The following is a 25652-nucleotide window of genomic DNA, read 5'->3' as shown; positions in this document are numbered from 1 at the left end:
GCGGGATGGGCGCTGCAATCCTCTCACTAAGAGTGACCGACGGTCACGCGGTGCACGACGAGGTGCGCGGGAGGCAGAAGCGAATGCTGATCCATGGAGAAGGAAGCGGCGGAGCCGGCGGCGAAATCGGCTGCGTGAAACGGAAGCCCTGGGAGCTCCCCTTCTGCGCGGAAGCAGAGGAGGCCGCAGGCGTGAGGCGGGTGCTGGCCCTCCACCTCACCCTCTGGGGCCTGCCGGAACTGATCGACCCGGCCCAGATCTGCGCCACGGAACTGATCTCGAACGTCATCAATCACGTGGGCCCCGGCACCCCCACGACCCTCACGGTCTCCATGAACGGGACGTACCTGCGCCTCGAACTGCACGACCCGGACACCCGCGCCCTCCCCACCCTCCTGGATGCCGAGAACGACGACGAGTCCGGCCGCGGCATGGCACTGGTCGACGCGGTCACCGACCGCTGGGGCGTGATTCTCCGCGCGGAAACGAAGGCGGTGTGGTGTGAACTGGCCACCGGGCTCACGGCAGAGAACGGTCATGTCGGAGGCCCTCGGGTGGCCCGCGCCGAGGAGCACCTCACGCTCTATCGCCCCGCCAGCCATTCGCGTTCGTCCGCCACGGGCCGGCTCGGCACAGCGATCGCGGAAGAAGCCGCGATCGCCCTGATCGCCGACCTGCTGCACTGGCTGCGGGCGCATGGCTGCGACCCGGATGAGGCGCTGGACCGGGCGCAGGTGCACTTCGAGGCTGAGGTGGCCTGAGGTAGCTGGGCGGATCAGTTGGCCGACTGCCAGGGGGCTACCGGCCCGCCGAATGCGGCGGCGTCGGCCTACGCACTCGGCCTGCCCTCCAGGAAGCCCGGGAATGCTGGCCTATCTGGCTGGACTCTGGGCGGATTGCGCCAAGAGTGCGCGGAGCTCTGCGGGAGTGCGCCAGGATGCACCCTTGTGGCTCCGGTGGCACATGCGGTGGCAGTTGGAGCACACCAGAGCGAGATCCTGCAGCTTGGTCGCACGAGGGCCGGCGATGTGGAGAGGGAGGGTGTGGTGGACCTCGATGTAACCGTCGCCGAGTGCTCCATACCGATGGGCGAATACGAACTCGCACACCTCGCAGGCAAACGGCAGCCCCTGCTTGCGGACTTGGTCGAGCTTGCGCCTGCGGAGCTTGGGGTCTCGCTCACGACTCGTTGCCCAGCGCACGAGGAGGCGGCCTTCGATGGCGGGGCTGCCATCCCCGTCGAGCTCATCCGGTTGCCTGCTGAGCTTGTGGATCTCGCCCGAGGCAACCCCAGCGTCGAGGGCTTTGGCGGCTTTGAACATCCTTTCTGGGGCCGTGAGGAAGGCCTCGATCATCTGCCGGTCGCCGGCGCCGCACCGGGTCGGTTTGCCCGAATAACCGGGGTGGTTCGAGGCCAGGTCTGTCGTCTTCCGGCTGACGCTGCCGACCGAGCGGAACTTCGGGTCGGCGCTCGCGCCTTCATGCAAGGGGAGTGCCCGCAGAAGTTCAGACAGCTCGATCACGGCTGGATCTCCTTCGCGGAGCTCCCGCCAGCCGTTCTCCGCGACCAGTGCGCAGGCGAGCAGCAATTCATCAGATGTCCACGTGGGGCTCCGCATAGGGAATATCGTACGTGTGTTCGTTGCAGTGTGGAAGAAGCGGAGTTCTGAGTACGGCAGCGCATCACGCACACTAGGGGGACGTGTCACCAGCAGGGTCGTGTCACCCTCTGTAATGAGCAATCACAAAGAGTGGTCGCTGTTCGAGTTCGCAAGGAGGGTGCATGACCAGCACTGAGCGAAAGTTCACCTCGGTGGAGATCTGTGCCGGCGCGGGAGGGCAGGCGGTCGGCCTGCACGAGGCGTTGTTCAAGCATCTCGCGTTGATCGAGATCGACAAGCATGCGGTCATCACCCTCAAGGAGAACGTTGAGGGAAACGTGGAATGGCAGGGCTGCCAGGTCATGGAAGAGGACCTGACGAAGCTTGCCCCGGAGAAGCTGAAACATGGCCTGGGTCTTGCGGATTTCGATCTCGACCTGCTGGCCGGAGGAGTCCCATGCCCTCCGTTCTCCGTGGCGGGGAAGCAGCTCGGCAAGGACGACGAGCGGGATTTGTTCCCGACCATGCTCGACCTCGTCGATGAACTAAAGCCCAAAGCTGTTCTGATTGAAAACGTCCGAGGTCTTCTTGATCAGAAATTCCAGGAATACCGCGAAGGGGAAATCCTGAAGCGGCTGGAAGGGATGGGATACAAGAAGTGCTACTGGGAAATTATTGAAGCAAAGAATTATGGTGTTCCGCAGCTTCGGCCCCGGGCAATTCTTGTAGCTATGCACGAGAGCTACTTTGTCGAGGAGTTCGTCTGGAAGAAGCCCGAGGAGAAGCCCGCAGTAACTGTCGCTGAGGCGCTTCACGACACGATGAAGGATCGGTTCGACAGTTCCGGTGATCTTCGGGCGAAAGCTGCATTTAAGAAGTGGCACGATGCTGCTTCGAAGGGTGTTGCCCCGACCCTAGTAGGAGGGTCAAAGAAGCACGGAGGGGCTGACCTTGGGCCGTCGCGGGCGAAGGCAGCGTGGAGGGAACTCGGAGTGTGTGGCCTTGGTGTCGCAGACAAACCGGAAGAAATGACGAGGCCGGAGCGAGACCTCTTTGCCGAAGACGGTCCCAAGCTCACGGTGAGGCAAGCGGCAATCATCCAGGGATTCCCAGAGACTTGGAAGTTCCCTGGGAAGAAGACGGCTACCTACCGGCAGGTTGGGAACGCGTTCCCGCCGCCGGTGGCACGAGCGGTGGGTGAACAGATCATCGCGGCGCTGGAAGCAGCGGGAGTGAAGAAGGAACGCGAGGCACCCTTCGAAGCACCCGTTCCTGCCCGCCCGGCTCGGTCAGCTGGTCTTACTGCGAAGCTTGCTGACCGTCGCAGCGATCTGGAGAGCGCAGGCGTCAGGTGACTCGTGCTCCCAGTAGCGGAGTACGGTCCAGCCGGCGTCTCTAAGGCGTTGACTGGTGTCCTGATCGCGTGCCATGTTCCGGGCGACTTTGTCAGACCAGTAGCCGGAGTTGGTTTTCGGTGGGACGTAGTGCTCTGGGCAGCCGTGCCAGTAACAACCGTCAATGAACACAGCGACCTTTGTCGGCCGGAAGACGAGATCCGCCGTCCGGCGAAGGCCAGGCAGGGGCTTTGCTGCCACTCGGTAGCGAAGCCCCTGTGCGTGGAGTAGGCGGCGGATCAGCAGCTCGGGCTGGGTGTCCCGGCTGCGAATTGCCTGCATGTTCCGGCGTCGAGCGGCGGATGAAGCCCAGGAACCAGGAGGCAGGGGCTCTTCGTTCTCCACTGATCATTCCCTTTGAAGTCCATCTGGTCTCCCGCACCTGCCGATGCTGTCGATGACGCGCGGCAGCTCTAGGAGTCGAGCGCCAAGTCGAGGAGTACGCCGGCAGCGGCCTGCTGCTGATCGTTCAGCAGCGTCTTCGTCAGAGACATCACTGCCCACACGTCTCTCTGCGATGCGTAGTGGAGTATCGCGTCGGCTGCCTCGTGTAGTCCGCTACGTCGGCACGATGCGATGGCGAGGGAGGTCTCCGCGGCGCTCGCTTGCCCGCCGAGATGACGCAGGACACCCGCTGCGTCCTCGTGTCGCTTCGTCGCGAACCGATCGGTGAGCTCCTGCAGAGCCGGCCAGGGTGGGTCTGTTGCTTCGTTGTGTTGCCGGTCCCCCTTCAGCAGGGGGACCGGCAACACAACAGGAAGTTCAGGGGCGATGTTGTTGTGGTTCTGCGCGGCTGAGTCAGCCGGCTTGCCCTGAAGCATGGGTGCAGAACAGTTCGCACAGAGAGCCGAGAAAGTGGAGACGGTGCGCTCCCGCACGGACTGGCACAGCTTCGCCAGGTCGTCCCAGGAGATGACGGGGTCGCCTGTCCTGCTGGCGTAGTCGCAGGCCAAGGCATGCAGGGACTTTAGGGGTTCCAGAGTGGGGCGGCGTCCCCGCTTTCCGTGGATCAGATCGGACAGGACCGACTTTGACAGGGGAGGGTTCGCACCTCTCTGGTCGAGCTGTCTGCATATGCCTGCGAGTGAGTCCTGCTGAGGTTGCACGGGAGAGCTCGCGGGGAGCTTGATGGCAGCACAGAGGTCTCTTACGGCTTCGGCCAAGTCTCTCTGCGGCCCCGGCTGGCAGGTCAGCGGCTTGTACTCTCCGCGCTTCGGCATGCTTGCTCCCCCAGGCTGAGCTTCGTTGCTGGTGGCTTCCCTGACAGATTGTCACCTGCACGAGGGGCCCATGGGTGGGGTCTTCTGTCCTGACTTCAAGTGGGACAGGAATCGGCTTCCGTTCAGGTGCGTGGTGACGTTCTCTTGAGGAGGAAGAAGCCAAGGGCGATGCGATCTGACGCTGAGGTCCGATTTCTCGGTTGCGATGCCCCTACGAGAGGTGACGTGTGCGCATGAACATGCCCATCTGGACGAATGAGAAGCTCGGCACGATGAAGCGCGCCGGGCTTTGGCTTGTCCAGGAGATCGGCGTCGGGAATACCTTCACGAAGGGGCAGCTGCGGGATGCCTTTCCTGATACCGCTCAGATTGACCGTCGTATGCGTGATCTGCGTGACTTCGACTGGCAGATCGATACGAAGCGTGAGGACGTAACTCTTGATGCGCACGAGCAGCGTTTCGTACGTCAGGGAGACCCTGTCTGGGAGCCCGGAAAGGCGACGCGTAAGGCCGGTACGGTGGTGTCCGCGTCTCAGCGGCGTTCGCTTCTCACCCATGATGGGCACAAGTGCCGCTCCTGCGGAATCGGACCGGGTGAGAACTACGTGGGTACGGATGTGACCTCGCAGCTGGACATCGCCCGCCGACCTGTCCGCCTTGCGGACGGAACCACTGAACTTCAGATGATCATCGAGTGTAATCGCTGTCGCGTCGGTGACCGGGAGCTCGTTGCGGACGTGGGTGCTCTCTTGGGGCGTGCCGCGGCATTGCCGGCGATTGAGAAGAAGATCCTTCGTAGCTGGTTGGAGCAGGATCGCCGGGAGTTCAGCGAGATTGAGGACCTGTGGGCGGCATTTCGGACGCTGCCGGCTGACGCTCGCGAGCAGTTCAAGGACGGTTTGGAGTAGTCCTTCTGGAGAACGGGTGTGGGGGCACCGGGTCCCCACACCCGGCGTCATTGTTCTTAATTCTTTAAGTACGAGAGGGAACTCATGTCTGTGCAGTTTGGTACCCCGCCCATTGCGAACGAAAATCAAGCCCTGGTTGAGAAGAGATTGAAGGAGGTTCACGAAGGGCAGGGCGTTGCTGAGACCTTGACAGTTGAATTTCGGGGGCAACCCCGGCATATCGAAGTTATCGACATGCCGGTGAATCAGCTCTTCTACAACCCTGGAACTCATCGAATCCGCGCCCAGCGTAGCCATGATCCGGTCAGTGACAAGGCGTTGGATGAAGATCCCTGGAGTGAGAAGAGCCAGGAGTACCTGCACCATCTGCTGACCGCGCTCCCGGCGGACCCGAAGAAGCGTGACCCGGCGTTCATAGCGTTGATGGAGAGCCTTCAGGAGCATAAGCAGAACGAGCCTGGTCTGATCACCCGCGAGGGAATCCTTGTCAACGGGAATACCCGTCGCGCTGCTCTCAAGGAACTTGCAGTACCCAATATCCGGGTCGCGGTGCTGCCGGCTTCGTGCACCGAGGCAGACATCCATGCTGTGGAGCTGTCGCTTCAGCTGCGCCCTGATGAGCGGCGACCGTATTCCTATATCAATCACTTGCTCGCCCTGGAGGAGCAAGTCAAGCTTGGTAAGCATCTCTCCGAAGTAGCCCGGAACTTCCGTACGACCCAGCCGGCTTGTGAACGGGATCTTTGGATTTTGAGCCAACTTCAGGACTTGGTCCGGCGCAGTTCGACAGGAACCCTCTCTCTGCGGCTCATGGACTTTGAGGAAGCGAAGGAAAAGCTCTTCGAGCTCTTCCGTGCATACAGCAAAGAGCACGGAAAGAACAAGGACAAAGCTGACCTGCTCAAGGAGGCTCGTCTGACTGCCATCGCCCTCGACTTCTCGAAGACCGATGTCCGGTACATCAGTTCCGACTTCCAAGCCCGTTTCCTGGACCAGCGGCTGCCTGAATCTGTCAAGGGGGCTGCCGGTGCTCCTGCTGCGGTTTCCATCCCTGGTCTCAACAGGGTCGTCCAGTCCGCCGGTGCCCCAGTCGCGGCAGCGCGTGCTCTGACGGACTCGCTGCTTCGCGCGAGGGCCGTCCAAGTTGCCGATGACAAGGCGACGCCGGAACAGCTCAGCACTGCTTCTCAAGCCGTTACGGAAATCAAGGACGCTTTCGAGGAGGCAATCGAGTTCGCTGGAAAGGATCATCGGCTGCGGAAGAAGCGGCAGGCAGCGCCAGACCGGGTTCTGGATGCCAGCAAGGACTTGGAGCAGTGCATCACTGATCTCGTGATGGCGCGTGGAAACGGCAGCCTGGACGAGGGTGCTTTTGATGATGCTCTGATCAGCCTGCGAACTGTCATGGGGCGCCTCGCAGTAGAGGCGGGGAAGAGTATTCCACTGCCTGGCGAGGGAGTTACGTGGCTGCGCAACGCAACCGCTGAAGGCCGGTGAATGTGATGACAGCCTACGGAGGGCCTTCGCTCTGGCTCGGATTTGACACTTCCCGTACAAGGGTTGTTCTGCGTACCCGGTCAGAGTTCGCAAGTGATTTCTCCGCACTGATCGCCCGCATTGCAGTGGGAGGCCAGCGCGGCCCTCTAGTCGCAGAATTCGACCTGGATGATTTCCTCGTCGGGCTGAGCGAACTTGCTACCTGGGTACATGAAGGTGTCGACTGGGAAGACACTCTTGTCAGCCTTGTGAACGGCGTCCTGGATGATGCTGCAACGGCTGAACGGAGCATCCAGGGCGATTCCCCGCCTGCGGAAGGCCAAGTCGATCCTGAAGATCTTGATGTGCTGATCGGTGCGGACTGGACCGCAGATCTCACCTCCTTCCAGCGCAGGGATATCGCCCGTCTGTTGTCCCTGCGCCATGGGGCAAATTTCAGTGTGCCCGGGGCTGGAAAGACAAGAGTGGGACTTGCGATCTTCTCAGCGATGAGGGAGCAGGGTGAGGTTCAGCGACTGCTGGTAGTCGGCCCCAAGTCTGCTTACGAGTCCTGGCAGCACGAGAGCATGACCTGCTTCAAGACCCCCCTCCGTACTTCTGTCATGGGGGGAGCACCGGATCAGAGTGCTGAAGTGCTCATCGTGAACTACGAGCGGTTGAGCCGTTCGGTCTCTGGTCTGGCCTCGTGGCTTCGGTCTGCGCCTTCGATGATCATTCTCGATGAGGCGCACCGTATGAAACTTGGGGCTAACGGAACCTATGGAGCGGCTTGTCTGGCCCTGGGTCCCCTGGCTGAGCGGCGATTGATCCTGACGGGCACACCGGCTCCGAACGGAGCCCGGGACCTGGAGAATTTGCTTTCCTTCGTATGGCCGGGCCATGGGAAACGTGTGGTGACAGATGCGGTGGGAGGTGGAGATCTAGCCCATGCGAGTTCCGTACTTCGCCCCCTTTTCACGCGTACGACGAAGAGTGAGCTTGGCCTTCCGCCGTTCGAGCCAAAAATCAAGTACGTGGATCTTCCGCCGCTTCACGAAGAGATTTACCAAGCTCTGAAGGGGGAGGCTTCAAGCCGCCGGGGGGATCTGGAATCGCTAGGGAAGGCCATGCTGCGCATGCTCATGGCTGCTACAAGCCCAGCGCTGCTCGCGGAAGGATCAACGCGGTATGAGCCGCTGGCTTACCGGACCCAACCAGTGGAGGCTTCACCAGATGCTTCTCTGATCTCCTTGCTGCGTAGTTTGCCGAGTCATGAGCTGTCCCCCAAGTACAGGGAAACTCAGAAGATTGTCCGGAGGAATGCCACCGCGGGACGTAAGACGTTGGTCTGGACGGCCTTTGTCCGTAGTCTCACGACGCTGGAACATCTTCTCGCTCCGCACAGCCCGGCAGCGGTCCATGGCGGGACGCCTGACCGGGAGGAGCAACTGCGCCGGTTCCGTGAGGATCCGGACTGCATGGTCCTCATCTCCAACCCCGCGACCCTCGGTGAGGGCATCAGCCTCCACCAGGTCTGCCACGATGCTGTCTACGTGGACCGCGACTTTATGGCCGGCCGGTTCCTTCAGAGCCTCGACCGAATTCACCGACTCGGCCTGGCGCCAGGCACCGAAACCAGAGTGACGGTACTCGCAGCGCGGCGGACCGTTGACGAGATCGTGGCCATGCGGCTGCAGGAGAAGCTGGAGTTTATGGGCCGGATCCTGGATGACCCTTCTGTCCAGCAACTCGGCGACCTTCAAGAGGAGGCGCCTGCCACTGAGGGAATGGATACGGCGGATATCCGGGCACTTCTGGCCCACTTGGATTCGCCTGCCTCGTAGGGCGGGGGGGGGGCTTCGCTTCAGGGAGTTGGTCACTCTGCGCGCTGAGCGGCACGGAGGTCCGGCAGGAGCGGACCTCTGGCTGGGAGGTCCTCGGGGCGGGCGAGGGCCCAGCGCTGGCCGCCAAGGATGATGTGCGGGCGTGCTGCGTCCTCGGTGACAACGGCGGCAACTCGCGCGCTGACGAACTCGCCTTCCTGCGGTACTGGGAGTTGCAATCGGCGTGCGATGTCCTGATGGCTGATGTAATCCCCCATGATCAGGAACCCCTCATCCCGGAGTGCGGATCGCGATCCGCCGTTCCCGCGCACGCGTTTCATGTAGTCCTTCTGCTGCGCGACCGTGCGGACGACATTGCGGCCGATGCGCCGGTTCTGGGCACGGCGGAAGAGTTCGTTGAGGCGGGCCTGGCCAGACTTTGGGGAGCAGACAGCTTCCTGGTCCGCGGGGCTGAGATGCAGGAGAATGTTCTCGGGGAGTTCCGCGTTGTGCCAGAGCCAGAGGATCTTGTTCCTGTGCTCGGCTTTGACAGTCAGCTTCTTGTCACGGTTGGTTCCCGTGTTGAGCCATGCCCGGTCTATACGGAGCAGGCCCGCGCTCCAGCGGCTTTGGTAGTCGTCGGCCCATACGAGCAGGCACAGGTGACCCACTGCTTCGGGAGGAATCATCCAGCCGCCGAAGGACTGGGAGTACTTGCAGTCCACATCGAAGCCTGCGATCTGGTAGTCCATGTCGACGCCGTCATCGAACCTGAACTCCCGCTGGAGGTTGATCTCCACGATCGTTCCTGCGTGGGTCTTCTCCGTCTTGAAGAGGTCCTTCCAGTCGTAGCGGCCGGTGATCTCTCCGTTGAGCAACTGGTCGATCGTGTCTCGGAGGACTGCCGCGAAGCGCTGGCCGGTGGGATCGAGTTGCCCGAGGCGCGCGTATACCGCCGCAAGCTCTGGGTCTTCCTGAAGGAAGACCTGTGAGTGCATGTTGACAGCGGCGGATACGTCCGACTTGGACAAGTGGCAAGCCTGCTCTGTGAGTTGACTGTCAAGTAGGCATGGAGGCTACCTGGTGAAGTCTGCACCAGGGCCTGTGGGCTGGCACGAGTCCATCCTCCTGTAGCGGAGGAGCTGCCTCTTGGAGGCGATTGCGGAGCGGGATGGCGTAAGTGTGAAGGCCAGGGGAGAAAGTCACGGAACCCTGGCCGAAAGACCTCCCAGATCTCTCAGACCTCCCAGAGGGAGTGCCTCGTGCAGTTTGTGTGTCAGGCCTTGCGGCATCGGTCCTTGCGCGCCGGGCCTTGATCGTCACCCCAGGTCCGGCACCCCGTGGCAGTCCCGGTACGTGTCTCCCGAGCCGCACCAGCACTCCGCGCTCTTTGCCGGGGGCCACGAGGTGGCCTTGCCGCGGGCGGCCAGGGTGGTGGCGTATTCGGCGAGGAGGGGGACGGAGTCCGGGGTGGTGCGTTCCGAGGCGGCGAAGGCTTCGTAGGAGGGGATGGAGCCCGTGACGATGCCGAGGTTGGGGGTGCCGGTGGCGGCCAGCTCGCGGAGGGACGATTCGAGGCGGGTGAGGTGGGTCTCGTGCGAGGGGTACTCGGGCTGGAGGCCGGGGTACGTGGCGAGGAGTTCGGCGAGGTCCGCGGCCGGCCAGAGGAGGAGGGCCACCGGGAACGGGCGGGAGAGTGCGGTGCGGTAGCTGCCCAACTCGGCGCGCAGACGGGCGATTTCGGCCTTGAGCTCGGCCGGGTTGTCGGAGCCCAGGGCCCAGAGGCGCTTCGGGTCGTGGAGTTCGTCGAGGGTGATGCCGGAGGACTGGGTGGACGTGTGGGTGCGGTCGGCCAGGGCGTCCCAGTTGTCGTGGGCCTTGCCGAGCATCCGGCGGACCCGGTGGCGGCCGGCGAGGAGGGACTGGGTGGGGTAGGGGATGGCGTCCTCGGAGGGGTCCACGAGGAGGGTGAGGGCCGTGGTGTAGCAGTCGTGGGAGGCCTGCAGGTCGTCGTGCTGTTCGAGGGCCTCGGCGATGACGTCCCACGGTTCGGGGGTGCGGGGGGCTGCGGCGCGGATCCCGTCGATGATCGCGCGGGCCTCGGCCTCGTGCCCGTACTCCCAGAGGTTCGCCGCCTTGAGGGCCTTGACGAGGGGCGGGTTCTCGGGGGCCGGAGCGGTGGAGGTCAGGAGCTGGTCGTAGAGGGTGCCGGCTCGGGCCCGGTCTCCGGCGAGTTCGAGGTGGGCCGCCGCCTGGAGGAGGAGGGGTTCCTGGTCCTCCGGGTACTGCGCCGCGGTGCGCAGCAGACGCTCGGCTTCGGTGGTGTGGTCGGCGGGCGAAGGCGTGTCGGGGCGCATGTGGGACACCGTACTGCTGTACGGGGCGCGGGTGAGAGGGACCTGGGGATCCGGGTTCGGGGTGGTGGTGGAGGCGGGGGGAGGGGTGGGGGTGGGGTTGCGCATGGGGGGAGCGTTCCCCGGTGGGGTGGGGTGGGAACGTCGCTCGTGGGGGTGGTGAGTTGAGGGGGTAGGGGCTATCTTGCGCGCGCCTGGTGGGTGGGTGGTCGCGTGGTGGGGTGGTGAGGGTGGTGGCGGTACGGGGTCGGGCTTGGGGTGTGGTGGTACGGGGGCGAGCGCGGGCCGGAGCGGGAGGGGGCGCTCCGCGCGGGGGCCGCCCTGTGCCCACCCTCCCCCAAGCTCTCAACTCCGTTCGAGCAGGGGGTGCCCCCCTCGCCCGATGGGCGGCCCAGCTGCCCACAGGACGGGCGGCCCATCTGCCCACAGGGCGGCGGCATCTGCCCACAGGGTGGCGGCGTCGGTCCGGGGTGCGGTGGAAGCCCCGGCGGCGGCGGGGTGGGGTGGTCCGTGGGTTGTGGGTGGGGGGTGAGGTCTTTGTGACCTGTGGGGTGGTGCTGATGTTGCTTGTGGTGCATCAGGTGTGGTGGACGAATCGGGAGGCCAGGGGCGGGGCCGAGGAGGCCGTTCGTGAGTTGGTGAGGGAGTGGGAGGGGCCTGGTGGGCGCACGGGGGCCGGGGCAGGAGGGAGTACGGGGGTGGCAGGGGCGGGCGTAGAGGGGGAGTCCAGTGGTGGTGGGGATGCTGGGGCCTCGGGATCAGCGGGGGCCTCCGGGGGCTCTGCCGCGGAGGGGGCTGGTGGGGCTTCGGTCGGCTCAGGAGGTGGGGCCGGGAGTGGTGGGCCCGGGGACAGGGGCGGGACCGGGGACGGGGACGGGGTCGGGACCGGGACCGGGGCCGGGAAGAAGCCCGTCGGGCCGCCCCGTTGGGATCAGGCCTATGCCGTGATTCGGATTCCCAAGGTGGGCGTGGTGGCGCCCGTCGCTCAGGGGGTGGGGAAGCGGGGGGTGCTCGACAAGGGGTACGTGGGGCATTACCCCGGGACCGCTCAGCCGGGGCAGGCCGGGAACTTCGCGCTGGCCGGGCATCGGAATACGCATGGGGAGCCGTTCCGGTACATCAATCGGTTGGGGGTGGGGGACGAAGTGGTCGTGGAGACGCGGGAGGCTGTTTATACGTATGTGGTGAGCGGGGGTGTGCCGCAGACGTCCGCCCGGGACGTGGGGGTGATCGGGGCCGTGCCGCGCAGTGGGGTCAAGGCGGGGTACGGGTACCGCGAGCCGGGGTACTACCTCACCCTCACCACCTGCACCCCCGAGTTCACGTCGAAGTACCGGCTCGTGGTGTGGGGGAAGCTGGCGCGAATGCGGCCGCGGTGAGGCCCGGATGAGTCCGTGCCGAGGGGGCAGGCCTTAGGGTCGCGGGCGTGTCCAGTGATCTTCCGCGTACTTCGGGTACGTCACCTGCGCCCCGTGAGCCTCATGTGCTTCGGCGGCGGCCTCAGCTGCTGTGGTTGCTCGTGCCCTATGTGCTGTATTTGGGCGTACTTCCGCTGGTGAATCGGGTGCAACCGGTGGTCCTGGGGCTGCCGTTCTTGTTCGTGTGGCTGCTGGGGGCCACCTTGCTCACGCCCGTCGCGGTGTGGCTGACCTGGCGGGGGGATCACCGGCGATGAGTTCTGCTGTGGTGGCCACGTCCATCTTCGGCGTCTTCATGGTGGGGACGGTCGGGCTCGGGCTGCTTGCCATGCGGGGGCGTGGGGGCGGGAGCGGCGGGCTTGCCGAGTGGTCCGTGGGCGGGCGGAGCCTGGGGGCCGTTTTCATCTGGGTGCTCATGGCGGGGGAGGGATATACGAGTTTCAGTTATCTGGGCGCTGCGGGGTGGGGATACAACTACGGGGCTCCGGTGTTGTACGTCGTCGCCTATATGTCCTGTGGTTATGCGGTGGGGTACGTGGTGGGGCCGATGTTGTGGTCCTATGCGCGGCGGCATTCGCTGGTGGGCATTACGGACATGGTTGCCCATCGGTACGGGAAGAAGTGGGTGGGGGTCGTGGTGGCCGTGCTCGCTTCTGTCTTTCTGCTGCCGTACATCCAGTTGCAGATCACCGGGATGGGTGTGGTCGTCTCGACGATTTCGTACGGGGCGATCAGTCTCAACTGGGCCTATTTCATTGGCTTTGCGGTGACTGTTGGCTTTGTGGTGGTGAGCGGTCTCCGGGGGAGTGCCTGGGTCTCCGTCCTGAAGGACGGGATGGTGATTCTGACGCTGGGGTTCCTGGCCGTCTATGTGCCGTTGCATTATTTTGGGGGGTACGAGCCTTTCCTCGACAAGGTCGTGGCGGAGAAGGGGGAGTGGCTGACGTTTCCCGGGCACGGGGAGAGCGGGTTCGGGCAGGTGTGGTTCATCACCACTTCCTTCTTGAATTCATTGACGGTGGTCATTTTCCCGACGACGGTGGCCGGATATCTCGGGGCGCGGTCCGCCGACGGACTGCGGCGCAACGCGATGTGGCTGCCCGCCTACAACGTGCTGCTGTTCATTCCGATGCTGCTGGGGATCGCGGCGCTGTTCGTGGTGCCCGGCCTCGTCGGGGCCGATTCCAATCTGGCGCTCTTCAAGCTGGTCGTCGACTCGTTGCCGGCCTGGGTGGTGGGGGTGGTCGGCGTCGCGGCCGCCCTGTCGTCGATCGTGCCGATGGCGGTGTTCATGCTGGTCATCGGGACGATGTGGGGACGGAGCGTGCTCGGGCTCGTACCGAAGTGGCGGGGGCGGGAGAAGCTGGCCTCGCAGGTCGTGGTGGTCGTCGCGGGGGCGCTCGCGCTCGTGCTCACGTACACCGCGCCGAACACCCTCGTACGGCTGTCGCTGATCTCGTACGAGGGGATGGCGCAGCTCCTGCCCATGCTGCTGCTGGGGCTGGTGTGGCGGAAGCTGACCCTCGCGGGGGCGTTGAGCGGGCTGGTGGTGGGGGTGGGGGCCGTGTGCGCGCTGGTGTTCACCGGGCACGATCCCGTGTGGGGCATGAACGCAGGAATTCTGGCGCTCGCACTCAACCTTCTCGTCGCTCTCACCGTCTCCTTCAGTGGGCCGCGCGATCATGACGAGCGGCCCGACGACGAAGTGCTGGCCCGTGACCCACAACCGGTCCCACTGGTCAAGGGCGACGAACTCGTGGCAAGGTGATGCGAGTTGAGTCGTCAGAATCGTTGCAGTGAGTGCTGCGGCGGTCACGGAGAGAGTGAGGAGGGTCGGCGTGATCGGATGTGCGCGTTATGCGCTGCTGATGTTCTTCCTGCTGGCCCAGGTCCTCTTCGACCTCGGCGGCTTCGGCTTCGCGGGCGCTGTCGCGCTCGCCGCGACCGCCACCGCGGGTGCCGCGCTCATCGCCTGCGCGCTCATCTCCGGGCGTACGGTGCCGACCGTTCCGCGTACGAAGGTGCGCACCGCCATCCGCGACCGGGAGCGGCGCACCGCCTTCCTGGCCCAGCGTGACCCCGATGCGGCGGGCAGGCCCCGGCCGCGAGCGCCCGGCCGGCTGTCTCCGACGGCCGCGTAGGGGCAGCGGGGGCAGCGGGCTCAACTGCCGTACCTCCACGTCCCCAGCCCCTCGTGGGTCGTCATACCGATGTTCTTTCTTGATTCTTCGGTACGACGAGACCCCCGGAGGGCTCTTCCGTGTATTCCCTGTTCGCTTCCCTTGTCGAATGGCTTGCCGCGCTTTTGGAGCCGGTGTTCGCCGTTTCCGCGACCGCTGCCGCCATTGTTGCTTTTACGATGCTGGTGCGCATCGCCTTCCATCCGCTGGCTCGGGCCGCCGTACGGGGTGAGAAGGCGCGGGCGAAGATCGCCCCGCAAGTGGCCGCTCTGCGGAAGAAGTACGCGAAGAATCCGGAGCGGATGCAGAAGGAGATCCTGGCGCTGCACACGAAGGAGAAGGTTTCGCCCTTCTCCGGCATGCTGCCCATGCTGGTACAGCTGCCGGTCTTCTTCGTGATGTACCGGGTGTTCTCCTCGGCGGAGGTCGGGGGACGGGTGAACGAGCTGCTCGGGCACCGGCTTTTCGCCGCGCCGCTGGGGTCGCGGTGGAGTGACGCGCTGGCGCACGGGGGCGTTTTCGGGGCGCAGGGGCTTGTGTATGTGGGGCTTTTTGTGGTGCTGGCGGGGGTGGCCACCTGGTCGTTCCTGCGGGCGCGGCGGAATGCGGCCCATTCCGATGTTCCGCAGCTTCCGGGCGGGGTGAGCGAAGGGGCCGGGGCCGGGCTGGTCAAGTGGATGCCGTTGCTGTCGTTCGGGACCTTGATCTCCGCGATGGTGCTGCCGTTGGCGGCCGGGCTGTACGTGGCCACGACCACCGCGTGGACCGTGGCCGAGCGGGCTTGGCTGCACCGGGAGCGGAAAGAGGGCAAGCGAGAGGTTCCCGTACTGGCGTAGCCGGTGGGCGGGCCTCAGCGGTCCACGCAGTGGGCGTGGTCTTGCGGAGCGGGCGGCTACCTTGGAGGATCGAACAATTCTCCGGTGGCCGGGCCGCAGCGCATCATCATCAGCGGCCGGGTTGGGCGCGACCTCGACCACGAGGAGATCAGTCGACATGAAGCTGCTGCGTGTGGGAACTGCCGGTTCGGAACGTCCGGCGCTGCTCGACGGCGACGGGGTGACCGTACGGGACCTGTCCGGTGTCGTGCACGACATCGACGGCGGTCTGCTGTCCGACACCGCCGCCCTGGAGCGGATCCGGGAGGCGGCGCGGGCGGGGACGCTGCCCGTGCTGGACGCGGCGGGGCTGCGGGTCGGGCCGCCGTTGGGACGGATCGGCAAGATCGTGTGTATCGGGCTGAACTACCACGACCATGCGAGGGAGACCGGGGCACCGATCCCCGAGGAACCGATCCTCTTCTTCAAGGCACCGGACACGGTGGTCGGCCCCTACGACACCGTGCTCGTGCCGCGGGGGAGCGAGAAGACGGACTGGGAGGTCGAGCTCGCGGTCGTCATCGGGCGGACCGCCCGGTACCTGGGCAGCGCGGAGGAGGGGCTCGGGTGCGTGGCCGGGTACGCGACCTCGCACGACGTGTCCGAGCGGGAGTTCCAGATCGAGCGGGGCGGGACCTGGGACAAGGGGAAGAACTGCGAGACGTTCAATCCGCTGGGGCCGTGGCTGGTGACGGCCGACGAGGTGCCGGACCCGCAGGAGCTGGAACTGAGGCTCTGGGTGAACGGGGAGCTGAAGCAGGACGGGCGGACCGGGGAGCAGATCTTCGGGGTGGGGGAAGTGGTGCGGTACGTGTCGCAGTTCATGACGCTGTACCCGGGGGACGTCATCAACACCGGGACGCCGGCGGGGGTGGCGATGGGGCAGGCGGAGCCGAAGCCCTATTTGCGGGCGGGGGATGTGGTGGAGCTTGAGGTGGGGGGATTGGGGAGGCAGAGGCAGGAGCTGAAGGGGGCGTAGGGGCGGGAGCGAGCGTGGGCCGTAGCCAGGGGGGCGCTCCGCGTGGGGGCCGCCCCCTTGCCCACCCGTTCCGCCCCCGGGGGGCGGCCCCGCTGCCCAAGGAGGCGGCGGGTGGCGCTGCCAAGGGGGCCGTGGGTCAGAGGTGTACCGTCACGCCCTCCGTGGCTGACTTCAGGGCCGCTTCCAGGACGGTCAGGGCCGCTGTCGCTTCCAGGGCTGTGACCGGGGGGTTCGTGTGGGTGCGGAGGGCTTCGGCGATCGCCTCGTAGTAGGCCGGGTAGTTGCCCGGGAGGGTCGGGACCGGTACGCCGCCGCCCGTGAGGGGAGATTCGCCGGAGCCGAGGCGGCCCCACATCTCCTCGGGCTCCTCGCCCCACGCGGCGGACGGGGAGGGGCGCCTGCCCTCGCGCAGGGCCGCTTCCTGGGGGTCCAGGCCGTACTTCACGTAGCCCGCCCTGGAGCCGAGTACCCGGAAGCGAGGGCCGAGCTGGGCGGTGGTCGCGCTCACGTAGAGGTGGGAGCGGACGCCGTTCGCGTGGGTGAGGGCGATGAACGTGTCGTCGTCGGCCGCCGCACCCGGGCGCCGTACGTCCGACTCCGCGTACACCTGCGTCACCGGGCCGAAGAGCGTGAGGGCCTGGTCGACCACGTGGCTGCCGAGGTCGTAGAGGAGGCCGCCGATCTCCGCCGGGTCGCCGGACTCGCGCCAGCCGCCCTTCGGCTGCGGACGCCACCGTTCGAAGCGCGACTCGAAGCGCTGTACGTCGCCCAGCTCGCCCTCCGCGAGCAGCGCGCAGAGAGTCAGGAAGTCGTTGTCCCAGCGGCGGTTCTGGAAGACGGAGAGCAGGAGGCCGCGCTCGGCGGCGAGGGCCGCCAGTTCGCGGGCCTCGGCGGCCGTGCCGGCGAGCGGCTTGTCCACGATCACCGGCAGGCCCGCGTTCAGGGCGGCCTTCGCGAGTGCGACGTGGGTCTTGTTCGGGGAGGCGATGACGACCAGGTCGAGTTCCGCGGCACGGGGCCACAGATCGTCGGGCGCGTCCGCGAAACGTACCTCGGGGAACTCGGTGAGGGCCTGCTGCCTGCGCTCCGGGTTCGACGTGACGACCGTGTCCAGGACCAGGCCCTCGGTCGCCGCGATCATCGGCGCGTGGAAGACGGAGCCCGCCAGCCCGTAACCGATCAGGGCCACTCGGAGGGGAGCGGCGGGGGTGGAGGCGGCGGGTACGGGTGAGGCGGGCGAGGCATCTGAGGGCGTCATGGTTTCCACTTAAACAACGCAGGTGGGGAAGTGCAAAAAGGGGTGGGGGGAGGGGCGCGGGGAGGGACGCAGGAGGGGGTGCAGGAGGGGTGCAAGGCAGGGTGGCAGGGGGTGCCCGCGCGGCGAGTGTCGAATGGGTGCTGTTCGGCCGTACGGGGGCGTGGCGCTGCTCCCGCGGCCGGTCCGCATGGCAGGGTCACGGACCACGGCCGGGCGCGGGTGCTCGGCCGTCCGTCTGTCCGGTGGGCTTACCACCTGATGTGGAGAGGCCAACTCATGCGACTGCGCAGTGCATTTGTACGGGGAGCACTTGTACTGGGAGTCACCGCCGGGACGCTTGCGTCCCCACCGGCCCTCGCACCGGCACTGGCCCTCGCACCGGCCCTCGCACCGGCACTCGCCCTCGCACCGGCCCCCTCCGCCGCGGCCGACGGCCTTCCGTACCGGCAGATCGGCGCCGCCCCCCGCGCCGACCAGCAGCAGCCCTCCTGCGGCGACCCCCACAGCGCCGACTTCCCCCTCGCCACCCGTATCCACGGCGGGCCCGTCACCTACGAGCCCGGTGGCGACAGCGCCGAGTTCTACGTCGACCTCACCAATGACACCGGTGCCGTCTGCCACGACGTCCATCCCGTCCTCGTCCTCGTCGACCGCGGCAGAAACCTTCGGCCCGACCACCTCCGCGCCGAGTACGACGACACCGCCTCCGGCGGCCGGCACACCGTCCCCTTCGTCCGTACCGACGAGGACGAGCTCATCGGCGTCTTCGGCGACGGGATCCCCGGCTTCACCGTCGGGGCCGGCCGCACGGTGAGTGTGCAGGTGCGGCTCGCGTTCACCGAGGCCGCCCGCGCCAACTCCGTCGTCGCCAACACCGCCGTCGTCCAGCGCAAGGACGACGACGGCGAATGGGTCGGCCAGTCCGCCGACTACCGGTTCGCCGTCGACCCCAACACCCCTACCGGGGGCGGCAGTTACCCGGAGGGTGAGCCGGACGGATACTCGGCCGCCGCCGGGAGCCGGCCCGAACTCGCACGGTCGGGGCCGAGCCCCCTGTTCGGGCAAGGGGGCTCCGCCGTCGCCCTCCTCCTCGGCGGCGGCGCCCTCGTGGCGGGCTCCCGGCGGATGCTGAGGCGGACGAGTACCCCGGTGCGGACCCCGCCGGAGCGCTGAGCAGCGGAGCATTCCGGACACCGAACGGACCCCCGTCCGCCGCCATCTGCGACGATCCCTGACGTGGACTACCTGAACACGCACCACGAGGACCCCGGCGCGCCCGTCCGGTCCGGCATCCCGGAGCACGGACGCATCCCCAAGTACTACGCCGTCAAGGCCCATCTCTCCGAACTGGTCGGGGAGTTGGCGGAGGGCCAGCTGCTGCCCACCGAGCGCGACCTCGCCCTGCGCTACGAAGTGGCCCGCGACACCGTCCGCCAGGCCCTGCGCGAGCTGCTGCTGGAGGGGCGGGTGCGACGGCAGGGACGCGGGACCGTCGCCGCCGGGCCCAAGCTCGAACAGCCCCTGTCGTTGGCCAGTTATACAGAAGGGGTTCGCAGGCAGGGGCGACGGCCGGGGCGGAACCTGATCGGCCTGGAGCGCTTCCCCTGCCCCGCCCGGCTCGCACCGGACGTCGGGGTCGAGCCAGGAGAGCCCGTCTGGCACCTGGAGCGGGTGCTGCTCGCCGACAACGAGCGGGTGGGGCTTGAGAGTTGTTACGTCGCCGTGGCGCGCGTGCCGCGTCTCGACGTCGACTTCCAGCCGGACTCCTCCTTCTACGCCTACCTCCGCGAGGGCGTGGGGGTGGGGCTCGGCCGGGCGCACGAGCGCATCGAGACCGTCCTGGCCACTCCGCGCGAGGCGCTGCTGATCGGGACGCCGCCCGCGCTGCCGATGCTGCTGATGCACAGGTGGTCGCAGGACGTCGCCGGGCGTCCGCTGGAGCGGGTGCGGATGCTGTTCCGGGGAGACAGGTTCAGCTTCTCCACGCAGCTCCTGACGTAGGCGGGGCGCGGCTCGGAGAGGAGGGGTCCGCCCCCTCTTGATAACGAGGCGGTAACGGGTCTGAGCCAGCCTTGGGTGGCTGTTCACCGTGCCGTTGCCGTGCGGATCCGGCTGCGTCATCCGCCCCGAGGAGCGTAGCCGCCGTGAGAGTCATAGTCGTTGGAGCCGGCGTGGTGGGAACCATGCACGCCTGGCACGCAGTGGAACGCGGCCACGAGGTCGTACAGATCGAGCGCGAGAGCGAGGCACGTGGTGCGAGCCTGCGCAACTTCGGCCAGATATGGGTCAGCGGGCGTGCGGGCGGCGAAGAGCTCGACACCGCGCTGCGGGCCCGCGAGCTGTGGGAGGGCATCGGCGCCCGCGTTCCCGAGCTGGGCTTCCGGGCCAACGGGTCGCTGACTCCGGTACGTACGGAACTCGAACTCGCGGTGGCCGAAGGCGTGTTGGGGCGGGACGATGCCGCCGCCCGCGGCTACAAGCTGCTGACGGCCGACGAGGCCCGGTCCGTCAACCCCGCCCTGCGCGGTGACTTCCTCGGCGCGCTGTACTGCGAGCGGGACGCTGCCGTCGAGCCCCGTACCGCTCAACTGGCATTGAAGCAAGCGCTGTTGGCGTCAGGACGGTACACCTTCCTCGGCGGGCGCGAGGTGCGGGAGGTGGTCGGCGAGGGTGCCGTACGGGACGACCACGGAGTCGTGCACCGGGGCGACGCCGTCGTCCTGTGCACGGGCGCCTGGCTCGGCGGGCTCGTGCGCGAGCTGGTGCCCGCGCTGCCGGTGCGGCGGGTGCGGCTCCAGATGATGCAGACCGCGCCCCTCGGCGAGACCCTCACCACCTCGGTCGCCGACGGCGACAGCTTCCGCTACTACCCCGCGTACGCAGGTGAGGCGCTCGACGCCCTCAACGCGGGACAGGAGCAGACACCGACCGCCGCCGCCCACAAGATGCAGCTGCTGATGGTGCAGCGGCGCGACGGCGGGCTGACCATCGGCGACACCCACGAGTACGAGCACCCCTTCCGCTTCGATCTGGAAGAGGAGCCGTACGACCACGTGAAGGCCGTGGCGGAGAGCTTCCTGGGCCGTCCGCTTCCGAAGGTCCAGCGGCGCTGGGCCGGGGTGTACGCCCAGTGCACCGACAAGAGCCGGGTGGTGCACCGGGAGCAGGTGCGCAGCGGCGTATGGCTGGTGACCGGGCCAGGCGGACGCGGGATGACCTGCTCGCCGGCCATCGCCGAGAAGACCGCGAACGAATTGGGCTGGTGAGTACAACCATGAGCAGCAACCGCATTGACCTCGTCGTCCTCGACATGGCCGGGACGACCGTCGCCGACGACGGCCTCGTCGAGCAGGCCTTCGCCGCCGCGGCGCAGCAGCTCGGCGTCGAGGCGGGCACTCCCGACTTCGACAGCAAGCTGGACTACGTCCGTGCCACCATGGGCGAGTCCAAGATCTCCGTCTTCCGGCACCTCTTCGGCGACGAGGCCAAGGCCCAGCAGGCCAACGCCGCCTTCGAGGAGGCGTACGGGGAACTGGTCGACGGCGGTCGCATCGCCGAGATCCCCGGTGCGCGCGAGGCCATCGAGAAGCTCACCGGCGACGGGCGCACCGTGGTGCTGACCACCGGTTTCGCCCGGGTCACGCAGGACGCGATCCTCGCGGCACTCGGCTGGCAGGACCTGGTCGGCCTGACCCTGTGCCCCGCCGACGCCGGGGGCCGGGGCCGCCCGTACCCGGACATGGTGCTCACCGCCTTCCTCCGTACGGGGGCGGTGGCGGGGGTCGCCGATGTGGTCGTGGCCGGCGACACCTCGTACGACATGCTCAGCGGTGTACGGGCCGGGGCGGGCATCGTCGCCGGTGTCCTGACCGGCGCGCACGGCCGCGCCCAGCTGGAGGCCCACGGAGCCAGCCACGTCCTCGGCTCGGTCGCCGAACTCCCCGAGCTGCTCGCGGAGTTGGGGCGATGAGCAGCGGCATACGCTTCGAGTCGGTGTCGGTCGCGTACGGGAAGAACGTCGTCCTGGACTCGCTGGACCTGACCGTCGAGCCGGGCGAGGTGATGGCGCTGCTCGGTCCTTCCGGGTCCGGGAAGACGACCGCGCTGCGGGCGGTGGCGGGGTTCGTACAGCCTGCCTCCGGGCGGGTGTTCATCGGGGACCGGGACGTCACCGGGCTGCCGCCGTACCGGCGGGGCATCGGGATGGTCGTCCAGCAGTACGCGCTCTTCCCGCATCTGCGGGTGGAGGAGAACGTTGCTTTTGGGCTGAAGGCCCAGAAGGTCGCCAAGGCGGAGATCCCGGGGCGGGTCGCGGAGTCCCTGGAGATGACCGGGATGGCCGCCTACGCGCGGCGCTATCCGCGGGAGTTGTCGGGCGGGCAGCAGCAACGGGTGGCGATCGCGCGGGCGTTGGCGATCCGGCCGGGCGTGCTGTTGCTGGATGAGCCACTGTCGGCGCTGGATGCGCAGTTGCGGTCCGGGATGCTGGCCGAACTGGCGCGGCTGCACCGTGAGTTGCCGGATGTTTCCATTCTATATGTGACGCATGATCAGGTCGAGGCGCTGACGCTGGCGGACCGGATCGCGGTCATGGACAAGGCGCGGCTGCAGGACTGCGGTACGCCGCAGGAGCTCTATCGGCGGCCTCGGACGGAGTTCACGGCTTCCTTCGTGGGCAACGCGAATCTGCTGCCGGTGGAGGTGGGGGCGGGGGGCGTCCGGTTCGACGGAGTCGATCTGTTGGTCTCCACCGAGGGGATCGCGGAAGGCGCCACGGCGACTCTCTGCGTACGGCCGCACCTGGTGGGGCTCGGGGAAGGGCCCAACGCGTTGCGCGGAACGATCAGCGAGGTGCAGTGGAGGGGGTCCACGCACCGGCTGTATGTGGATGTGGGTGCGGGGCGGCGGGTGAAGGCGGATGTGCGGGAGCTTCGGGAGACGCCGGTGCTTGGGGACTCGGTTGTCTTGCACTTCGCGAGTGAGGACGCGGTGTTGTTGGGGGCAGGGGTTTCTGGTGAGTGAGGTGGTGGCGGGGCCGGGACCGGGGCCGGGACCGAGGTCCGGGGCGGTGGCGAGCGCGGGCCGAACAGGGGGTGCGGCTCCGCCGGGGGCCGCCCCTGTGCCCACCCTTCCCCAAGCTCTCGGCTTCGCTCGAGCAGGGGAGACCCCACTCGCCCCCAGGGGCGGCCCTGCTGCCCGCAGGGGCGGTGGCGGCCCTGCTGCCCGCAGGGGCGGTGGCGCCAAGTCGCAGGGGCGGGGGGTGCCTCGGTGGGTGTGGGCTTTGCCGCCCGTTGCTGTGCTTGCGGTGGTTTTTCTCTATCCGCTGGCGCTGGTCGTGCAGCAGTCGTTTACGGCTGAGAGTGGGGAGGTTTCCCTTGCGCCGTATGGGGATGTATTCGCTTCCGAGGCATTCCGGGAAGCGTTGACCACCACCGTGTGGCTCGCTCTCGGGGCCACCGTCGGGTGTCTCGTCCTCGGGTTCGTGCTCGCCCTTGTCATCGCCTTCGTGCCCTTTCCCGGTGGGAAGGCCGTCGCGAAGTTCATCGATGTCTTTCTCTCCTTTCCGTCCTTTCTCATCACGCTCGCGCTGCTCTTCATCTACGGCAGCGTGGGCATGGCGAACGGGGTCTGGACCGGGGTGACCGGGGCCGCCGACGGGCCGTTCCACTTCCTCACCACGCCGTGGGGAGTGCTGCTCGCGGAGATCACGTACTTCACGCCCTTCGTGATGCGGCCGCTGCTTGCGGCCTTCTCGCAGATCGACACGGCGCAGCTCGAAGTGGCCTCCTCGCTCGGGGCGCGGACCTGGCGGATCGTACGGCAGGTGATCCTTCCCGAGGCGCTGCCCGCGCTCGCGGCCGGTGGTTCGCTCGTGCTGGTGATGTGCCTGAATGAATTCGGGATCGTGCTCTTCACCGGGGCGAAGGGCGTCACCACGCTGCCGATGCTGGTCTACAGCAAGGCAATTCTGGAGTCGGACTATCCGGCGGCATGCGTGGTCGCCGTCGTCAACATCGCGATATCCGTTGGGCTTTACGGGATCTACCGGGTGGTGAGCCGTCGTGTTGGTGCATAGCCGGACCGGGAAATGGGCGACCTGGGTCGTCTTCTTCCTGCTCTTCCTGCCGCTTTTCGCGCTGCCGTTGCTGGTGATTCTCGCCGCGTCGTTCTCGACGCACTGGTCCGGGGCCTTTCCGTCCGGGCCGACCGTCGAGAACTACGGGGCCGCGGTGCGGGGAGAGTCGTTGCAGGCGCTCACGACGAGTCTTGTCACCGCTGTCGCCGCGAGCGCCCTCGCGCTGACCTTCGGGAGCTGGGCCGCCCTTGCCGCCGCCGCTCTGAAGAAGGGCGGGAAGCGGGCGCTGGACGCGCTGTTCATGCTGCCGGTGGCCGTGCCCTCGGTGGTGGTCGGGCTCGCGGTGCTCGTGGCGTTCAGCCAGCCGCCGTTCCTGCTCAACGGGACGCGCTGGATCGTCATCCTCGCGCACACCATCCTTGTCACGGCGTTCGCCTACCAGTCGGTTTCGGCCGCGATCGTACGACTCGATCCGATGTACGAGCAGGCCGCCGCGTCGCTCGGCGCCCGGCCCTCGTACGTCCTGTGGCGGGTGAAGCTGCCGCTCCTGCTGCCGTCGCTGAACGCGGCCGCGGGACTCTGCTTCGCCCTGTCCATGGGGGAGTTGAGCGCCACGATGATGCTCTACCCGCCGGACTGGATGCCGCTGCCGGTGCAGATCTTCACCGCCACCGACCGCGGATCCCTCTTCACCGGATCGGCCGTCGCGGTCGTCCTCATGGGGACCACGCTGCTCGTGCTGCTCGCGGTCTCCCGCATCCGTACCAAAGCCTCGTTCCGCTGACCGACACCTCTCACCTAGGGATACGAAACGTCATGCAGCGCACCCTCAAGCCGCTCGCCGCCCTCACCGGCAGCCTCGTCCTCGCCGGTTCCCTCTCCGCCTGCGGCGGGTCGTCCGCCGCATCGGCCGACGAGAAGATCGTCACCGTCTACAGCGCCGACGGCCTCAAGGGCGAGAAGGGCGACGGCTGGTACGACAAGGTCTTCAAGGACTTCGAGAAGAAGACCGGCATCAAGGTCAAGTACGTGGAGGGCGGCTCCGGCGAGATGGTGCAGCGCGCCGTCCGCGAGAAGTCCAACACGCAGGCCGACGTCCTCGTCACGCTCCCGCCCTTCATCCAGCAGGCCGACTCCAAGGGACTGCTCCAGAAGTACGAGCCGGCCGGCTCCGACCAGGTGAAGGGCGGCGACAAGTCCGGCGAGGGCAAGTGGACCTCGGTCGTCAACAACTACTTCGGGTTCATCAAGAACAAGAAGGAGCTGCCCGGCGACACCCCCAAGACCTGGGAAGAGCTGCTGGACGCCAAGTACAAGGGGAAGATCCAGTACTCGACGCCGGGCGTGGCGGGCGACGGCACGGCCGTCGTCATCAAGGCGATGCACGACCTCGGCGGCAAGGACGCCGCCATGGCGTACCTGAAGAAGCTCCAGGCCAACAACGTCGGCCCGTCCTCCTCCACCTCCAAGCTCGCGCCCAAGGTCGACAAGGGCGAGATCCTGGTGGCCAACGGCGATGTGCAGATGAACTTCGCGCAGTCCAAGTCCGCCCCGAACCTGGGTATCTGGTTCCCCGCGAAGGCCGGCGGCAAGCCCACCACCTTCGCGCTGCCGTACGCCGCCGGGCTCGTCAACAAGGCCCCGCACACCGAGAACGGCAAGAAGCTCCTCGACTTCATGCTCGCCGAGGAGGCGCAGAAGGAGGTCAGCTCCGTCGGCGGCGGCTTCCCGGCCCGCGGCGACGTGAAGCCCACCGACGCGAACGCCATCGAACTCACCAAGCTGCTCGACGGAGTTGACGTCTTCCAGCCGGACTGGGCCGACATCGACAAGAACCTCAAGGGTTACGTCGACGCCTGGAAGACCGCCACCGGAAGCTGAACTCGGCGCGGGAGAAGCTGAGTTGTGCCCGGCGGACGTCAGTCCGACACCTGTCGGTAACCATTCGGCCAAGGTTCACTGCGAGGGTCTGGACCAGTCACTGTTATCACGCAAAGGTAACGGGTCTGGTCCAGATTCTTGTGCGCCTCGATCTCAGCAGCCTCGTCTCCACAGCCTCGCCTCCACAGCCTCGTTCTCAAGCCCCGTTC

25 protein-coding genes are annotated in these 25652 nt (G+C 66.9%); 19 read left to right on the top strand and 6 right to left on the bottom strand.

Translation table 11 applies throughout. The features are described 5' to 3' along the window. Positions 1–83: 83 nt before the first annotated feature. On the top strand, positions 84–761 hold the full coding sequence (locus ACH4SP_RS21895) for an ATP-binding protein (protein ID WP_398417223.1): 678 nt from the start codon (positions 84–86) through the stop codon (positions 759–761). A gap of 111 nt (positions 762–872) precedes the next feature. On the opposite strand, the gene ACH4SP_RS21890 is transcribed toward ACH4SP_RS21895, so the two are convergent. Continuing rightward, positions 873–1523, bottom strand: coding sequence for an HNH endonuclease (locus tag ACH4SP_RS21890; protein WP_398417170.1), 651 nt, complete (start codon positions 1521–1523; stop codon positions 873–875). 260 nt (positions 1524–1783) lie between these two features. Between ACH4SP_RS21890 and ACH4SP_RS21885 the strand changes: the two genes are divergently transcribed. Next, complete coding sequence (locus ACH4SP_RS21885; RefSeq protein WP_398417169.1) at positions 1784–2956, top strand: DNA cytosine methyltransferase; 1173 nt, start codon at positions 1784–1786, stop codon at positions 2954–2956. Here ACH4SP_RS21885 and ACH4SP_RS21880 read toward each other — a convergent pair. Beyond that, the gene (locus ACH4SP_RS21880) at positions 2891–3322 is read right to left on the bottom strand and encodes a very short patch repair endonuclease (protein WP_398417222.1); all 432 of its coding nucleotides are present in this window, start codon (positions 3320–3322) and stop codon (positions 2891–2893) included. The genes ACH4SP_RS21885 and ACH4SP_RS21880 overlap by 66 nt on opposite strands. A gap of 86 nt (positions 3323–3408) precedes the next feature. Next, on the bottom strand, positions 3409–3816 hold the full coding sequence (locus tag ACH4SP_RS21875) for a hypothetical protein (RefSeq protein ID WP_398417168.1): 408 nt from the start codon (positions 3814–3816) through the stop codon (positions 3409–3411). A gap of 632 nt (positions 3817–4448) precedes the next feature. Here ACH4SP_RS21875 and ACH4SP_RS21870 point away from each other — a divergent pair. From ACH4SP_RS21870 to ACH4SP_RS21860, 3 genes are all read left to right on the top strand, one after another. Continuing rightward, complete coding sequence (locus tag ACH4SP_RS21870; RefSeq protein WP_398417167.1) at positions 4449–5123, top strand: hypothetical protein; 675 nt, start codon at positions 4449–4451, stop codon at positions 5121–5123. Between the two features lie 84 nt (positions 5124–5207). Beyond that, complete coding sequence (locus ACH4SP_RS21865; protein ID WP_398417166.1) at positions 5208–6620, top strand: transcriptional regulator; 1413 nt, start codon at positions 5208–5210, stop codon at positions 6618–6620. A gap of 5 nt (positions 6621–6625) precedes the next feature. Then, entirely contained in the window at positions 6626–8443 is a 1818-nt protein-coding gene (locus ACH4SP_RS21860; RefSeq protein ID WP_398417165.1) for a DEAD/DEAH box helicase, read from the top strand. A 32-nt stretch (positions 8444–8475) separates the two neighbouring features. On the opposite strand, the gene ACH4SP_RS21855 is transcribed toward ACH4SP_RS21860, so the two are convergent. After that, positions 8476–9453: a NaeI family type II restriction endonuclease gene (locus ACH4SP_RS21855; protein WP_398417164.1), complete on the bottom strand. Its 978-nt coding sequence runs from the start codon at positions 9451–9453 to the stop codon at positions 8476–8478. Positions 9454–9741: 288 nt separating this feature from the next. Continuing rightward, a complete protein-coding gene (locus tag ACH4SP_RS21850; protein WP_398417221.1) occupies positions 9742–10779 on the bottom strand; it encodes an SEC-C metal-binding domain-containing protein in 1038 nt (345 codons plus the stop codon). A 557-nt stretch (positions 10780–11336) separates the two neighbouring features. On the opposite strand from ACH4SP_RS21850, the gene ACH4SP_RS21845 reads away from it, so the two are divergent. The 6 genes from ACH4SP_RS21845 (at position 11337) to ACH4SP_RS21820 (ending at position 16228) form a co-directional block, all read left to right on the top strand. Next, a complete protein-coding gene (locus tag ACH4SP_RS21845) occupies positions 11337–12155 on the top strand; it encodes a class E sortase (RefSeq protein WP_398417220.1) in 819 nt (272 codons plus the stop codon). A 134-nt stretch (positions 12156–12289) separates the two neighbouring features. Further along, positions 12290–12451: a DUF3311 domain-containing protein gene (locus ACH4SP_RS21840; protein ID WP_398417163.1), complete on the top strand. Its 162-nt coding sequence runs from the start codon at positions 12290–12292 to the stop codon at positions 12449–12451. Beyond that, on the top strand, positions 12448–13962 hold the full coding sequence (locus ACH4SP_RS21835) for a sodium:solute symporter (protein WP_398417162.1): 1515 nt from the start codon (positions 12448–12450) through the stop codon (positions 13960–13962). Before ACH4SP_RS21840 ends, ACH4SP_RS21835 begins: the two co-directional genes overlap by 4 nt. Before the next feature lie 100 nt (positions 13963–14062). Next, the gene (locus ACH4SP_RS21830) at positions 14063–14335 is read left to right on the top strand and encodes a DUF6412 domain-containing protein (RefSeq protein WP_398417219.1); all 273 of its coding nucleotides are present in this window, start codon (positions 14063–14065) and stop codon (positions 14333–14335) included. A gap of 119 nt (positions 14336–14454) precedes the next feature. Then, a complete protein-coding gene (locus ACH4SP_RS21825; RefSeq protein WP_398417161.1) occupies positions 14455–15210 on the top strand; it encodes a YidC/Oxa1 family membrane protein insertase in 756 nt (251 codons plus the stop codon). 157 nt (positions 15211–15367) lie between these two features. After that, positions 15368–16228 carry a fumarylacetoacetate hydrolase family protein gene (locus ACH4SP_RS21820; protein WP_398417160.1) on the top strand — a complete coding sequence of 287 codons (861 nt, stop codon included), beginning with the start codon at positions 15368–15370 and terminating at the stop codon, positions 16226–16228. A gap of 136 nt (positions 16229–16364) precedes the next feature. Here ACH4SP_RS21820 and ACH4SP_RS21815 read toward each other — a convergent pair whose 3' ends face one another. Continuing rightward, positions 16365–17486, bottom strand: a complete 1122-nt coding sequence (locus ACH4SP_RS21815; RefSeq protein WP_398417159.1) for a Gfo/Idh/MocA family oxidoreductase — start codon at positions 17484–17486, stop codon at positions 16365–16367. A 276-nt stretch (positions 17487–17762) separates the two neighbouring features. On the opposite strand from ACH4SP_RS21815, the gene ACH4SP_RS21810 reads away from it, so the two are divergent. The 8 genes from ACH4SP_RS21810 to ACH4SP_RS21775 all read left to right on the top strand — a co-directional run bounded on the left by ACH4SP_RS21810 (position 17763) and on the right by ACH4SP_RS21775 (position 25443). Continuing rightward, positions 17763–18659, top strand: a complete 897-nt coding sequence (locus ACH4SP_RS21810) for a hypothetical protein (protein ID WP_398417158.1) — start codon at positions 17763–17765, stop codon at positions 18657–18659. A 63-nt stretch (positions 18660–18722) separates the two neighbouring features. Beyond that, positions 18723–19487: a GntR family transcriptional regulator gene (locus ACH4SP_RS21805; protein WP_398417157.1), complete on the top strand. Its 765-nt coding sequence runs from the start codon at positions 18723–18725 to the stop codon at positions 19485–19487. A 143-nt stretch (positions 19488–19630) separates the two neighbouring features. Further along, positions 19631–20752 carry a TIGR03364 family FAD-dependent oxidoreductase gene (locus ACH4SP_RS21800; protein ID WP_398417156.1) on the top strand — a complete coding sequence of 374 codons (1122 nt, stop codon included), beginning with the start codon at positions 19631–19633 and terminating at the stop codon, positions 20750–20752. A gap of 8 nt (positions 20753–20760) precedes the next feature. Beyond that, the gene (locus tag ACH4SP_RS21795) at positions 20761–21456 is read left to right on the top strand and encodes a phosphonatase-like hydrolase (RefSeq protein WP_398417155.1); all 696 of its coding nucleotides are present in this window, start codon (positions 20761–20763) and stop codon (positions 21454–21456) included. Continuing rightward, the gene (locus ACH4SP_RS21790; RefSeq protein ID WP_398417154.1) at positions 21453–22508 is read left to right on the top strand and encodes an ABC transporter ATP-binding protein; all 1056 of its coding nucleotides are present in this window, start codon (positions 21453–21455) and stop codon (positions 22506–22508) included. The genes ACH4SP_RS21795 and ACH4SP_RS21790 overlap by 4 nt, the downstream gene beginning before the upstream one ends. A 238-nt stretch (positions 22509–22746) precedes the next feature. Further along, the gene (locus ACH4SP_RS21785; RefSeq protein WP_398417153.1) at positions 22747–23562 is read left to right on the top strand and encodes a 2-aminoethylphosphonate ABC transporter permease subunit; all 816 of its coding nucleotides are present in this window, start codon (positions 22747–22749) and stop codon (positions 23560–23562) included. Continuing rightward, a complete protein-coding gene (locus ACH4SP_RS21780; RefSeq protein ID WP_398417152.1) occupies positions 23549–24346 on the top strand; it encodes an ABC transporter permease in 798 nt (265 codons plus the stop codon). Before ACH4SP_RS21785 ends, ACH4SP_RS21780 begins: the two co-directional genes overlap by 14 nt. 32 nt (positions 24347–24378) lie before the next feature. Further along, complete coding sequence (locus ACH4SP_RS21775) at positions 24379–25443, top strand: 2-aminoethylphosphonate ABC transporter substrate-binding protein (protein ID WP_398417151.1); 1065 nt, start codon at positions 24379–24381, stop codon at positions 25441–25443. Positions 25444–25652: the final 209 nt, after the last annotated feature.

This window comes from Streptomyces sp. NPDC021093 (assembly GCF_044333135.1).
Lineage (GTDB): Bacteria > Actinomycetota > Actinomycetes > Streptomycetales > Streptomycetaceae > Streptomyces.
The sequence above is the reverse complement of the archived record's forward strand: the minus strand, read 5'-3'. Positions and strand labels throughout refer to the sequence as shown.